We start from the raw sequence: 13,004 nt of genomic DNA on the forward strand, positions 1-13,004 counted from the left end.
GTCGCGGCGGGGATGACCGGAACCGCTCGGTCACCGGCCGGATCCGTGTGGCTACCCGCTGCGTCCGTGCGCGGACCGGGGCCGGCGCGTGGTCGCCCGGGCGGGGCCGGGCGCACACCGGGCGGTCACGCCGTGGTGGGGGCGACCGCGGACTGGGGGCGGATGGGGAGGCGGTTGACCGGGCGGCCCGTCGCGGCGCGGACCGCCGAGGCGATCGCCGCCGGGGACGTGACCACCGGGACCGCGCTCGCCGCCTTCGCGCCGAACGGGGCCACCACGTCCCGCTCCTCGACCAGTTTGACGATGCGGATGTCCGGCGTGTCCAGCGCCGTCGGCAGGGCGTAGCCCGTCAGGTCCGGGTGGCGGACCAGGCCGCGCGGGGTGCGGAGGTTCTCCGTGAGCGCCGCGCCCAGGCCCTGGGTGACGCCGGCCTCGATGCGGGTGGCCAACTGGGCCGGGTTCAGGACGCGGCCCACGTCCTGCGCGACGGCCAGTTCGACGACCCGCACGGAGCCCAGTTCCACGTCCACGTCCACGACCGCGCGGATCGCGCAGAACGCCAGGCCCACGAACGCGTCGCCCTGCCCCGCCTCGTCCAGCGGCTCCGTCGGGTGGGGACGGCACTGCGCCGTCGCCCACAGTTCCTTGCCGTCCAGCGCCTCCGCCACCGTGGTGGACAGGACCCCGTCGTACGACGTGATCTTGCCGTCCGTGATCTGGAGCAGTTCCGTCGACATGCCGAACTTGTGCGCCAGCGGCTGGAGCAGTTGCGTGCGCACCATCTTCGCCGCGCGTTCCACCGCCCCGCCCGACACCCAGGTGTGGCGGCCGTGCGCCGCCGGGCCCGCCGACGGCTGGTCCGTGTCCACGGGCGCCACCTGCACGTCCTCCACGCCCAGGACCTCCTGGACGATCTGGCGGGCCAGCGTCGAGAAGCCCTGGCCGGTCTCCACTGCGGCGCACAGCACCGTCGCCACGCCGCCCTGGACCCTCACCGTCGCCGTCGACACCTCGTCCGTGCCCTCGGCGCCCAGCATGTGCACCATGCCCAGCGCGTAGCCGACGCCCCGCCGCACCGCGCTCGGCTCCCCCGCGCCCTCCGGTCCGCCCGGCAGCAGCCAGTCCTCCTCCGCGGCGTCCACCGGCAGCGGCGGCAGCGGGTACTCCCGTACGGCCTCCAGCAGTTCGGCGACCGGTGCCGGGCACGTCACCGTCTGGCCCGTCGGCAGCAGGTCGCCGGTGGCGAGGACGTTGCGCATGCGCAGCTCGGCCGGGTCCAGGCCCAGCTTCGCCGCCAGCTTGTCCATCTGGCCCTCGTACGCCGCGCACACCTGCATCGCGCCCTCGCCGCGCACGTGCCCGGAGGGCGGATTGTTCGTACGGACGACCCAGCCCTCGACGAAGGCGTGCGGGACGACGTACGGGCCGCAGGCGAAGGAGACGGCCGCCGCGAGGGAGTCGGAGGAGGCGTCCGCGTACGCGCCGCCGTCGAGGAGGATCTGCGCCTCCACCTTCACCAGGCGGCCCTCCGCGTCCGCGTGGTGGCGGTAGCGCAGGAGCGTCGGGTGGCGGTGGGCGTGCCCGAGGAACGACTCCTCGCGGGTCGCGGCGAGCTTCACCGGCGCGCCCGTGCGCAGGGCCAGCAGGCCGAGCGGGATCTGGAAGCCGGGGTCCTCCCGGTCGCCCGTCGCGCCGGGCACGCCCGTCACGACGATCTTCACCTGTTCCGGCGGCAGGCCGAAGCAGGCGGCGGCCAGGTCGCGGTCGGTGTGCGGGTCGGTGGACGCCGTGTAGATCTCGACGCCGCCGTCCGGGCGGGGCACCGCGAGGCCGGCCTCCGCGCCGATGGGCGCCGGGTCCTGGCGGCCGATGCGGTACAGGCCCTCGACGATCACCTCGCCGGTGACGCCCGGATCGCCGAAGCGGAGCGGGATGTGGCGGATCAGGTTGCCGTCCGGGTGCAGCGGCGGGGCGGAGAACGCCTGCTCCGGGTCGGTGACCGGCTCCAGCAGCTCGTAGTCGACGATGATGGCCGCCGCCGCGAGCCGGGCCGTGTCGGGGTGGTCCGCGGCCACGGCCGCGATGGCCTCGCCATGGTGGCGGACCACATCGGCGGCGAAGACGGGACGGTCGGCGACGGTCCGGCCGTACGAGGTGTCCCCCGGCACGTCCGCGTGGGTCACCACGGCCCGTACGCCCGGCATCGCGGCCGCCGCGGACGTGTCGACGGAACGGATGCGGGCGTGCGCGTGCGGGGAGCGGAGGATCGCCGCCCACAGGAGGCCCTCGGCCCACAGGTCGGCGGCGTACGGGAACGTCCCCTCCGCCTTGGCGCGGGCGTCGGCCGACGGCAGCGACGCGCCGAGCCCGCGGACGGGCTGCTCCTGCTCCTGCTCCTGCTCCTGCGGGGGGGCGTCGACCGCCGGGATGGCGGTGGCCGCGTCGTTGCTCACGCCGTGCCTCCGTCGTGCGGGTGGGGGACCTGGTGCGGGATGCGGACCTCGGAGTTCTGCCCGTCGGCCGCGCCGCCGCCGGCCGCTCCCCGCTTTCCTGCGGTGCGTTCCGCGACGACCTCCCGTACGGCTCTGAGGGCGCCTTGGTAGCCGGTGCAGCGGCACAGGTTGCCGGACAGGGCCTGGCGGGCCTCCACGTCGCTGGGCGCGTGGTTGCCCTCCAGCAGGTCGTGCACGGTCATCGCCATGCCGGGGATGCAGAAGCCGCACTGGACGGCTCCGCAGCGGGTGAGGGCGCGCTGTACGTCGGACGGCTCGCCGTTGACGGCCAGGCCCTCGACGGTGCGGACCTCGCTGCCCGCGGCGGTCGCGGCGGGCACCAGGCAGGAGGCGACGAGGCGCCCGTCGACCTGGACGTTGCACGCGCCGCACTCGCCCTGCGAGCAGCCGTCCTTCGCGCCGGCCAGGCCGAGGCGCTCGCGCAGCACGTACAGCAGGGACTCGCCGATCCACGCGTCGGTGACGGGGCGGTCGGCGCCGTTGACGCGCAGGACGTACGAGATGTGCGGGTGCTCGTCGCTCCCCGTCCCCTCGGCGGCGGGCGGGGCCGCCGCGGCCGTGTCGTCGGCGGCCTGGTGGGTGGCTGCGTGGTCGGCTGCTTGGTGGTCGGTGGCCTGGTGGGTGGCCGTGTGGTCAGCGGCCTGGTCGGCGGCTGCCCGGTGGGGGTCCGTGTCGTCGGCGGCCTGGTGGGCGGCCGTGTGGCCGACTGCTTGGTGGGGGGTCGGATGGTCGGCGGCCTGGTGAGTGGCCTGGCCGGCAGCCGTGGGGGCGGTGGCCTGGTGGTCGGCTGCCTGCTCGGCCGCTGTCTGGCCGGGGACCGCCTGGTCCGCCGCCGTCCGGCCGGGTTCCGTTCCGGCGGTGTCGGCGGGCACCACCGGGACGGCGGGCGGGGTGTGGCCGTCCGGGGCCGGGGAGGCGTCCGGCGCGGAGGCCGACGCGGTGGCGGAGGTGCCGGTGGCGGAGGTGGCGGGAGTGCCGGTGGCGGGGGTGCCGGTGGTGTCGGCGGGTACGTCGTCCGCCGCGGTGCCGTTCGCGAGGCCGTCCTCGGTGTCGTCGCCGGCTTCACCGGCCGGGGCGGGGGCCGCCTCGGCGGGGACGTCGGCCCGCCGGCCGTCGTTCCGGGCTTCCGGCACGGCGGAGGGCTCGTACGGCGCCTGGGCCTCGGGGCCGGCCTGCGGCTGCGGTTGCGGGGCGACCGCCCAGGGCGCCGGGGCGCCGCCCGGCAGCGTCGCGGGGGCGCTGCCGTCCGCCCAGGCGGGCACGCCGGCGGTGTGCCCCGGCGCGGGTGCGGTGGTCCCGGGGGTCGGTGCGTGGGCCGGGGCCGACACGGCCGCCTCGTGTACGGGCGCGGGCGCGTGGCCTGACGCGGGCGCGTGCCCCGGCCCATGGGCGGGCACGCCGGGCGCGGGCGTCTCGTGGACCGGCGTGCCGTGAACCGGGGTACCGTGCGCGGGCGTCTCGTGGACCGGGGTCCCGTGTGCAGGCGTCCCGTGCGCGGGTACCTCGTGGACCGGCGTGCCGTGAACCGGGGTGCCGTGTGCAGGCGTCCCCTGGACCGGTGATTCGTGAACCGGAGTGCCGTGCGCGGGCATCTCGTGAACCGGCGACCCGTGCACAGGCGTCCCATGCGCAGGCGTCCCGTGCGCGGGCATCTCGTGAACCGGCGACCCGTGGACCGGCGACCCGTGCGTGGGCGTCCGCTCCGGTGCGTACCCCTGCTCCGGTCCGCCGCCGTACTCCGGCGCGTACCCCGGCGCGGTGCCGAACTGCCGGGCACCCACCTGGTATTCACCCGACTCCTCGGGCAGGTCCCCCTGCGCGACCGGGATCGTCCACTGGCCCGTCAGGTCGGCGGGGCCCGGGGCGGGCGGGTGTTCGGCGTCCGGCGCGGGCGGGAAGTTCCACTGGGCGGTGGCGTGCGGGTCCGCGATGTGCGGCGGCACGTAGCCGTGGCCCGGCGCCTCCAGCGGGATGCCGTCCAGACCCATGTCGGGCGGGAGGTGGACGAACGCCGTGGCGTCGCCGTCGTACTCCCCCTGCGGCGTCGGCTGCCAACCGCCGCTGCGCGCCCGCTCCTCGTTGCCGTTCTCGTCGGTGGTCACGACAGCGCCCTCCCCAGTGCTCGTCGGGCCAGCACGGACACCGTGCGGCGCAGTTGCAGTACGGCGGGCGGCAGCGGGGGCGGCGCCTCGCCCTCGGCGGCCGGCGGCTGGTCCGGGACGCAGGCCGCCGCGACGTACTCGCCGAACGCCGCGAGGGCCTCCGGCGCCAGCCCCCGCTCGCCGTCCCAGTCGACGAGCGAGGCGATCCAGTGCTCGGCCTCCAGCGGGCGCAGCGGCATCGGCGCGATCGCCCCGACCGCGCAGCGCACCGCGCGCCGCGCCGGGTCCAGTACGACGGCGACGGAGACGAGGGCGCGGCCCGGTCCGGTCCGGCCGGTGGCCTTGAGGAACACCTGCGGGGCGTGCAACAGCGGCACCCGGACGAAGGCGACCAGCTCGCCCGGTTCGAGCATCGCGCGGCCGGCGAGCAGGTGCGAGACGGGGACCTCGCGGCTGCCGGCCGGGCCGGCGACGACGAGGTCGGCCTCCAGGGCGGCCAGGACGGGCAGGGAGTCGCCGGTCGGCGCGGCGGTGACGATGTTGCCGCCGAGGGTGCCCGCGTTGCGGATCTGCGGCGGTCCCGCGGCGCGGGCGGCCGCGGCCAGGGCGGGGATGAGGGCGGCGAAGTCGGGGCGGCCCATGCGGGCGTGGGTGAGCCCGGCGCCGAGGAGGGCGTGGCCGTCCTGGTACTGCCAGCCGCGCAGTTCGTTGATGCGGCCGAGGCTGACGAGGCCGGCGGGGCGCAACTGGCCCTTGTTGACGGCGGCCATCAGGTCCGTACCGCCGGCGACGGGCACGGCGGCGGGCATGGCGGTGAGTGCCGCCACGGCCTCGTCGAGCGAGGCCGGCAACGTGACGGAGTGCGCCGTCCTCGGTGCGTGCGTGGTCAACCCAGCTGCCCCTTCCCGGTGTCCCGGCTGTCCCGGCTGTCCCGCCTGTGTTGCCGTACCGTACGTGCTCACAGCCCGGACGTGGAAACTGTGGCACATCTTCGGGGACGGCCGGCGCGAGGGTCCGCGAAGGACGGATCCGCCCGCGACCTCCCGTGACCTCCCAGGAGTGGGCGGATGGTCCGCTTTGCGAACCTTTGCCGGTACGGACGCGTCGACGCGCGCCGGGCCGCCCGGCGCGGTGGCGTCACACGTTCGGGGGCGGGCCCTCCAGCGGGCGCCCGACGATCCCGGGGCGCCGCTGCCACGGCAAGGGGCCCGTGGGCGGCCGGTAGTCGACCCCGAGTGCGTCAAGGCGCCGGTAGTGCGCGCCCATTCGCCGTGTGAAGTCGTCGAAGTCGCGCGCCGCGGGCGCGGGGAGGGTGGCGGACCAGGCGACTTCGGCGAAGGCGGCGAGGCGCGGGAAGGTCTGGTAGTCGACGCGGGAGCGATTGTCGAGGACCTCGGTCCAGACGTTGGCCTGGGCACCGATGACGTGCGCGGCCGCCTCCGCGGAGAGGCCGGGCGGCACGGGCTCGAAGCGGTACACGTCCTCCAGGGTGCGGACGTATCCGAGGGGCACGGGCTCGTCGGGGCCGCCGTCCTGGCGGTGGTCCAGGTACACGTGCTGCTCGGGGCACATGACGACGTCGTGGCCGGCCTCCGCGGCGGTGACCCCGCCGGCGTACCCGCGCCAGGAGGAGACGGCCGCGCCGGGGGCGAGGCCGCCCTCCAGGATCTCGTCCCAGCCGATGAGGCGGCGGCCGCGGTCGGCGAGCCAGCGGTCGAAGTGCCGTACGAACCACGCCTGGAGGCCGTCCTCGTCGCCGACTCCCAGCTCCCGGATGCGGGCCTGGGCGGTGGCGGACGCGCGCCACTGGTCCTTGGGGCACTCGTCGCCGCCGATGTGGACGAACGGCGAGGTGGCGGCCGGGAACAGGTCGAGGACCTCGTCGAGGACGCCTTCGTAGAAGCGGAGGACGGCCTCGGTGGGGGCGAGGACGTTCGGGTTGACGCCCCAGGTGTCCCAGACGCCGAGGGCCGCCGTGTCGACGACGTCGGTGTTGCCGAGCTCCGGGTACGCGGCGATGGCGGCCTGCGAGTGACCGGGGATGTCGATCTCGGGGACGATCCGGATGTGCCGCTCGGCGGCGTACGCGACGATCTCGCGGACGTCGTCCCGCGTGTAGTGGCCGCCGTGCGGGGTGTCGTCCCACAGCGGGGAGGCGCGGTGGCCGCGTTTGGTGCGGGGCCGCCAGGCGCCGACCTCGGTGAGGCGCGGGTAGCGGCGGATCTCCAGGCGCCAGCCCTGGTCGTCGGTGAGGTGCAGGTGGAGGACGTTCAGCTTGTGCGCGGCGAGCAGGTCGAGCTGGCGCAGCACGTCGTCCTTGGGCAGGAAGTGCCGCGCCACGTCCAGGAGCAGCCCGCGCCAGGCGAACCGGGGGCGGTCCTCGATCCGCTGGGCGGCGAGGGCGAGGGGGGCGCCGGGGCGGACGGGGGCGCGGCGGTACGCGTCGGGGCCGAGGAGCTGACGGAGGGTCTGGGCGCCCCAGAAGGCCCCGGCCGGGTCGCCGCCCGCGATGTCGACGGCCCCGTCGGCGACGGTGAGCCGGTACGCCTCCGGGCCGAGCGCGCCGTCGAGGCGGAGGCGTACGGCGGTACCGCGCGCGGGCGGCGCGTCGGCGGGCGGCGCGTCGGCGGGCGGCGCCGGGCGGAGGGGCAGGGCGAAGGCGGACCCGAGCGCGGTGCGCAGCCAACGCTCGGTGGTCTCCGTGCCGGGCGCGGCGGAGAGGACCGTACGGGTGTCGAGGACGGCACCGGGGCGGCCGGGGACCGGGGCGTGGGACGCGGGCGCCGGAACGAGGTCCCTCACGTCAGCACCCCCGGTCGTTGCGCCCTGTGCAACGGGCGTTTCGCATATGGCAACCGATAGGAGACTAGGGGCTCTCCGGCACCCCGGACAAGGGCCGCGTCCCGGCCACGGGCCACCTCCCGGCCACGGGAGCAGAGCGCGCGCGGGTACGGAAGCGCGTCCCGGCCGTGGAAGCGGGGCATGCGGGTGCGGAAGCGGGTCCCGACCACGGACCACTCCCGGCAACGGAAGCGAAGCGCGCCGGTACGGAAGCGGACCCCGGGAACGGGGCGCGGCCACGGGTGTGGGGCGGGGGCACGGCGAAGGCCCCCGGCGCGGCGGGCGCGTCCGCGCGGCCCGCGTGCGCACGGCACGACAGGCGCGCGGCGCGCTCGGCAGCCGCGCCGGGGGCCTTCCGGCGGTGGGTCCCCGAGCCCCGGGGCCCTACTTCTTGTCCTTGCCGCCCTTGTCCTTGTCGCCGCCCGCACCCATGGAGTCGTAGATCTCCTTGCACATCGGGCAGACCGGGTACTTCTTGGGGTCGCGGCCAGGGACCCAGACCTTGCCGCACAGGGCGACGACGGGAGTGCCGTCGAGGGCACTCGCCATGATCTTGTCCTTCTGGACGTAGTGGGCGTAGCGCTCGTGGTCGCCGTCGCCGTGCGACACCTGCGGCGTCGGCTCTACGAGGGTCCCCGTACCTGCCCCGCGCTCGGGCTCGAGAGTGCTCATAACTGCCAAGGGTACTCACCCGGCGCGGCTTCAGTTCAGGCTCGGGTCGTCCGGGTACGTCGCGATCATGGCGAGTTCGCTGCGCTGCCGCCTCAGGACGGCCCGCCACAGCTTCTCGGGGCGCGGGGACGACACGTCGCCGGGCTCGGACTCGACGACGAACCAGGCGCCCTCGCCCAGCTCGTCCTCCAGTTGGCCGGGGCCCCAGCCCGCGTACCCGGCGAAGATCCGCAGCGAGCCGAGGGCGGGGCCGAGCAGCTCAGGCGGGGCCTCCAGGTCGACGAGGCCGATCGCGCCGTGCACCCGGCGCCAGCCGAGGGGGCCCTCGTCGCCGGGGATCACTGCGAGGCCGAGCGCGGCGTCGAGGGAGACGGGTCCGCCCTGGAAGACCACGCCGGGCTCGCCGGCGAGCGGCGCCCAGGGCTCCAGGATGTCGCCCACGTCGACCGGGGTGGGCCGGTTGAGGACCACGCCGAGGGACCCCTCGTCGTCGTGGTCGAGCAGCAGCACCACCGCGCGGTCGAAGTTCGGGTCGGCCAGCGCGGGGGTGGCGACGAGCAGCCGGCCTGCGAGCGAGGGCACCTCCGTCATGGACACATGATCCCGCATCTTCGGTCCGCGCGGAGGATGTGCGGACCGGTCCGGCCGATCCCCCGGCGCGCGGCGCGTCCCGTACGCTCCGAGTACACCCGTGCGCGCCCCGGGGCGGAAACGGACGGTGACCCTCCGCAAGGAGGGCGGTACGGAGGGTGTTGTACCGAATTCATGACAGTCCCGCCGCTCGGCCGCCTTACGGGGCAGGGGCGGACGCCCTTTACGCTTTCCCCTGGCCCCTGCCCGACCACATCCGGAACGCGAGATACATGACCGGCACAGACGATGTACTGCTTGTCCACGGCGGCACCCCGCTGGAGGGCGAGATCCGCGTCCGCGGCGCGAAGAACCTCGTGCCCAAGGCGATGGTCGCCGCACTGCTCGGCAGTGAGCCCAGCCGGCTGCGCAACGTGCCGGACATCCGTGACGTGCGGGTGGTCCGCGGACTGCTCCAGCTGCACGGCGTGACCGTCCGTCCCGGCGACGAGCCGGGCGAGCTGGTCATGGACCCGACGCACGTCGAGTCCGCGAACGTCGCCGACATCGACGCCCACGCGGGTTCCTCGCGCATCCCGATCCTGTTCTGCGGCCCGCTGCTGCACCGGCTCGGGCACGCGTTCATCCCCGGCCTGGGCGGCTGCGACATCGGCGGACGACCGATCGACTTCCACTTCGAGGTGCTGCGGCAGTTCGGCGCGAAGATCGAGAAGCGCGCCGACGGCCAGTACCTGGAGGCGCCGCGGCGGCTGCGCGGCACGAAGATCCGGCTGCCGTACCCGTCGGTGGGCGCGACCGAGCAGGTGCTGCTGACGGCCGTGCTGGCGGAGGGTGTGACGGAACTCTCCAACGCGGCCGTCGAGCCCGAGATCGAGGACCTCATCTGCGTCCTGCAGAAGATGGGCGCCATCATCGCGATGGACACCGACCGGACGATCCGGATCACCGGTGTCGACAAGCTGGGCGGCTACGCCCACCGCGCCCTCCCAGACCGCCTGGAGGCGGCGTCCTGGGCGTCGGCGGCGCTGGCGACCGAGGGCAACATCTACGTGCGCGGCGCGCAGCAGCGCTCGATGATGACCTTCCTCAACACGTACCGGAAGGTGGGTGGCGCCTTCGAGATCGACGACGAGGGCATCCGCTTCTGGCACCCGGGTGGTTCGCTGAACGCGATAGCCCTGGAGACGGACGTGCACCCGGGCTTCCAGACGGACTGGCAGCAGCCGCTGGTGGTCGCCCTGACGCAGGCCTCGGGCCTGTCGATCGTCCACGAGACGGTGTACGAGTCGCGGCTCGGCTTCACGTCGGCGCTGAACCAGATGGGCGCGCACATCCAGCTGTACCGCGAGTGCCTGGGCGGCTCCGACTGCCGCTTCGGCCAGCGGAACTTCCTGCACTCCGCGGTCGTGTCGGGCCCGACGCGGCTCCAGGGCGCCGACCTGGTCATCCCGGACCTGCGCGGCGGCTTCTCGTACCTGATCGCCGCCCTGGCCGCGCAGGGCACCTCGCGCGTCCACGGCATCGACCTGATCAACCGCGGCTACGAGAACTTCATGCAGAAGCTGGTGGAGCTGGGCGCGAAGGTGGAACTGCCGAACGCCAGGACCGTCTGAGACCGCCACCCCCAGCAGCCCCGGCCGGGGGTCCGGGGGTCGCCCCCCGGGACAGCACCGCATGCAGAAGCCGGTGGAGCCGGGCGCGAAGGTGGAACTGCCGAACGCCAGGACCGTCTGAGACCGCCACCCCCAGCAGCCCCGGCCGGGGGTCCGGGGGTCGCCCCCCGGGCAAGCACCGCATGCAGAAGCCGGTGGAGCCGGGCGCGAAGGTGGAACTGCCGAACGCCAGGACCGTCCGACCGCCACGCCTCCGGGCGTGACGGGTTCCTGACGGTCCGTCACCTTGCGTTCGTAACGACGACGGCCCCCCGTGGTGAACGGGGGGCCGTCGCCGTACGCGGACCGCGCGGAGGCCCTGGAGCGGGCCGTACGCGGGCGGCGAGGAGGTCGGTCACCCGCGACCGGGGTGACCGCCCTCCTCACGCGTCTGTGGGGGCTTACTTGCCCTTGGCGGCTTCCTTGAGCTTCGAGCCCGCGGAGACCTTCACGCTGTAACCGGCCGGGATGTTGATCGGCTCGCCGGTCTGCGGGTTACGAGCGGTGCGAGCGGCACGGTGGGTGCGCTCGAAGGTCAGGAAGCCGGGGATGGTGACCTTCTCGTCGCCCTTGGCGACGACCTCACCGATGGTCTCGGCGAGCGCGGCCAGCACGGCGTCGGCGTCCTTGCGGGTCACCTCGGCGCGGTCGGCCAGGGCGGCCACCAGCTCACTGCGGTTCATGTTGTTACTCCCGTGTTCTTCTTGCCTGTGAGGCGTGAGATCGAAGCCGATGCTGCCAGGGCCCTAGGACAGTGCTCGGACCCGGGTCTGCTGTCAGACCCTCGCGCCCGAATACGCATCCTGCCCCCACCAGCGGCGGGAAAGCCAATCCGGCACCCTCCGGAGTCACACGAAAAGCGCCACAGCCCCGTCCTGGTGACGTCCGGTCGACTGCGCACCGGCCGCGCGGAGACGTCCCGGAGTCGGACCGCAACCCTACGGGCGGACGCGGAGGCGCACGGTCCGCGACGCGCCGGGCGCCGCGTGACCGTGCGTGGTGTCACACCCCGCGGGGGGCGTCAGAGCGGCTTCGCGTCCGTCGAGGCGGCCTTCGCTGCGTTGCGTACGGCACCGGCCACGGCGCCTGCGACCTTGTCGTTGAAGACCGACGGGATGATGTAGTTCGGGTTCAGTTCCTCGTCGGTGACGACGTCCGCCAGGGCGGTCGCCGCCGCGAGCATCATGTCGGTGTTGACCGTACGCGACTGGGCGTCCAGCAGACCGCGGAACACGCCGGGGAACACCAGGACGTTGTTGATCTGGTTCGGGAAGTCCGACCGGCCGGTGGCCACGACGGCGGCGGTCTGGCGGGCGACGGCCGGGTCGACCTCGGGGTCGGGGTTCGCGAGCGCGAACACGATGGCGTCGTCGGCCATGGCCGCCACGTCGTCGCCGTCCAGCACGTTCGGGGCGGAGACGCCGATGAAGACGTCGGCGCCGCGCACGGCCTCCTTCAGCGTGCCGGTGACGCCCTCGGGGTTGGTGTTGTCGGCGATCCAGCGCAGCGGGGACTCCGGCGCGGCGTCCACCAGGTCCTCGCGGCCGGCGTGGACGACGCCGTGGATGTCGGCGACGACCGCGTGCTTGACCCCGGCCGCGATGAGCAGCTTCAGGATGGCCGTCCCGGCGGCGCCGGCGCCGGACATGACGACGCGGACGTCCCCGACGGCCTTGCCGACGACGCGCAGGGCGTTGGTGAGGGCGGCGAGGACGACGATCGCGGTGCCGTGCTGGTCGTCGTGGAAGACCGGGATGTCGAGGGCCTCCCGCAGCCGCGCCTCGATCTCGAAGCAGCGGGGCGCGGAGATGTCCTCCAGGTTGATGCCGGCGAAGCCGGGCGCGATGGCCTTGACGATCTCGACGATGGCGTCGGAGTCCTGCGTGTCGAGGCAGATCGGCCAGGCGTCGATCCCGGCGAACCGCTTGAACAGCGCCGCCTTGCCCTCCATGACCGGCAGCGCGGCCTTCGGGCCGATGTTGCCGAGGCCGAGCACGGCGGAGCCGTCCGTGACGACGGCGACGGAGTTGCGCTTGATGGTGAGGCGGCGGGCGTCCTCGGGGTTCTCGGCGATGGCCATGCACACGCGGGCGACACCCGGCGTGTAGATCATGGACAGGTCGTCGCGGTTGCGGATGGGGTGCTTCGACGCCATCTCGATCTTGCCGCCGAGGTGCATCAGGAACGTACGGTCCGAGACCTTGCCGAGGACGACGCCCTCGATCCCGCGCAGCTTGCCGACGATCTCGTCGGCGTGCGCGGTCGAGGTGGCCGCGATGGTCACGTCGATCCGCAGCTTCTCGTGGCCGGACGCGGTCACGTCGAGGCCGGTGACGGAGCCGCCGGAGGACTCCACGGCCGTGGTGAGCTGGGAGACCGCCGTTCCGCTCGCGGGCACCTCCAGCCGGACCGTCATCGAGTACGAGACGCTGGGCGCCGTTGCCATGGCGAGTTCCTCTGCTTTCCCTAGCTTCAGCTTCGTTGCCGTCCCCGCGCGGCACGGCCGTGCGGGGCCTTCCGATGGTCGCACCTACCTGCGGGTAGCAGGTAATACGGTCGTTTTGTTTTCGGAAACTGTTTTCCACCATACGAGAGATGGACGCCAAAAAGGAAGCGGGTCCGCGTCATCACCT

At 74.4% G+C, this 13,004-nt stretch carries 9 protein-coding genes; 1 reads left to right on the forward strand and 8 read right to left on the reverse strand.

From position 1 onward, the window contains the following. Positions 1–125: 125 nt before the first annotated feature. The 6 genes from RND61_RS04275 to RND61_RS04300 all read right to left on the reverse strand — a co-directional run bounded on the left by RND61_RS04275 (position 126) and on the right by RND61_RS04300 (position 8,719). Positions 126–2,453: a xanthine dehydrogenase family protein molybdopterin-binding subunit gene (locus RND61_RS04275; protein WP_315876297.1), complete on the reverse strand. Its 2,328-nt coding sequence runs from the start codon at positions 2,451–2,453 to the stop codon at positions 126–128. Next, positions 2,450–4,615 (reverse strand): 2Fe-2S iron-sulfur cluster-binding protein, encoded by a 2,166-nt coding sequence (locus RND61_RS04280; RefSeq protein WP_315876298.1) that lies wholly within the window; start codon positions 4,613–4,615, stop codon positions 2,450–2,452. Before RND61_RS04280 ends, RND61_RS04275 begins: the two co-directional genes overlap by 4 nt. Continuing rightward, positions 4,612–5,505, reverse strand: a complete 894-nt coding sequence (locus RND61_RS04285) for an FAD binding domain-containing protein (protein ID WP_315876299.1) — start codon at positions 5,503–5,505, stop codon at positions 4,612–4,614. The genes RND61_RS04280 and RND61_RS04285 overlap by 4 nt, the downstream gene beginning before the upstream one ends. 247 nt (positions 5,506–5,752) lie before the next feature. Further along, positions 5,753–7,417 carry a beta-N-acetylhexosaminidase gene (locus tag RND61_RS04290; protein WP_315876300.1) on the reverse strand — a complete coding sequence of 555 codons (1,665 nt, stop codon included), beginning with the start codon at positions 7,415–7,417 and terminating at the stop codon, positions 5,753–5,755. 423 nt (positions 7,418–7,840) lie between these two features. Next, on the reverse strand, positions 7,841–8,128 hold the full coding sequence (locus RND61_RS04295) for a DUF3039 domain-containing protein (RefSeq protein ID WP_010470163.1): 288 nt from the start codon (positions 8,126–8,128) through the stop codon (positions 7,841–7,843). Between the two features lie 30 nt (positions 8,129–8,158). Further along, the gene (locus RND61_RS04300; protein ID WP_315876302.1) at positions 8,159–8,719 is read right to left on the reverse strand and encodes a YqgE/AlgH family protein; all 561 of its coding nucleotides are present in this window, start codon (positions 8,717–8,719) and stop codon (positions 8,159–8,161) included. 272 nt (positions 8,720–8,991) lie between these two features. Between RND61_RS04300 and murA the strand changes: the two genes are divergently transcribed. Continuing rightward, the gene (gene murA / locus RND61_RS04305) at positions 8,992–10,332 is read left to right on the forward strand and encodes a UDP-N-acetylglucosamine 1-carboxyvinyltransferase (RefSeq protein ID WP_315876303.1); all 1,341 of its coding nucleotides are present in this window, start codon (positions 8,992–8,994) and stop codon (positions 10,330–10,332) included. Between the two features lie 440 nt (positions 10,333–10,772). On the opposite strand, the gene RND61_RS04310 is transcribed toward murA, so the two are convergent. Next, on the reverse strand, positions 10,773–11,054 hold the full coding sequence (locus tag RND61_RS04310; RefSeq protein WP_023588435.1) for an HU family DNA-binding protein: 282 nt from the start codon (positions 11,052–11,054) through the stop codon (positions 10,773–10,775). Between the two features lie 338 nt (positions 11,055–11,392). Further along, entirely contained in the window at positions 11,393–12,817 is a 1,425-nt protein-coding gene (locus RND61_RS04315) for an NAD-dependent malic enzyme (RefSeq protein ID WP_315876306.1), read from the reverse strand. Positions 12,818–13,004 lie beyond the last annotated feature (187 nt).

The organism is Streptomyces tamarix, assembly GCF_032423885.1.
GTDB lineage: Bacteria > Actinomycetota > Actinomycetes > Streptomycetales > Streptomycetaceae > Streptomyces > Streptomyces tamarix.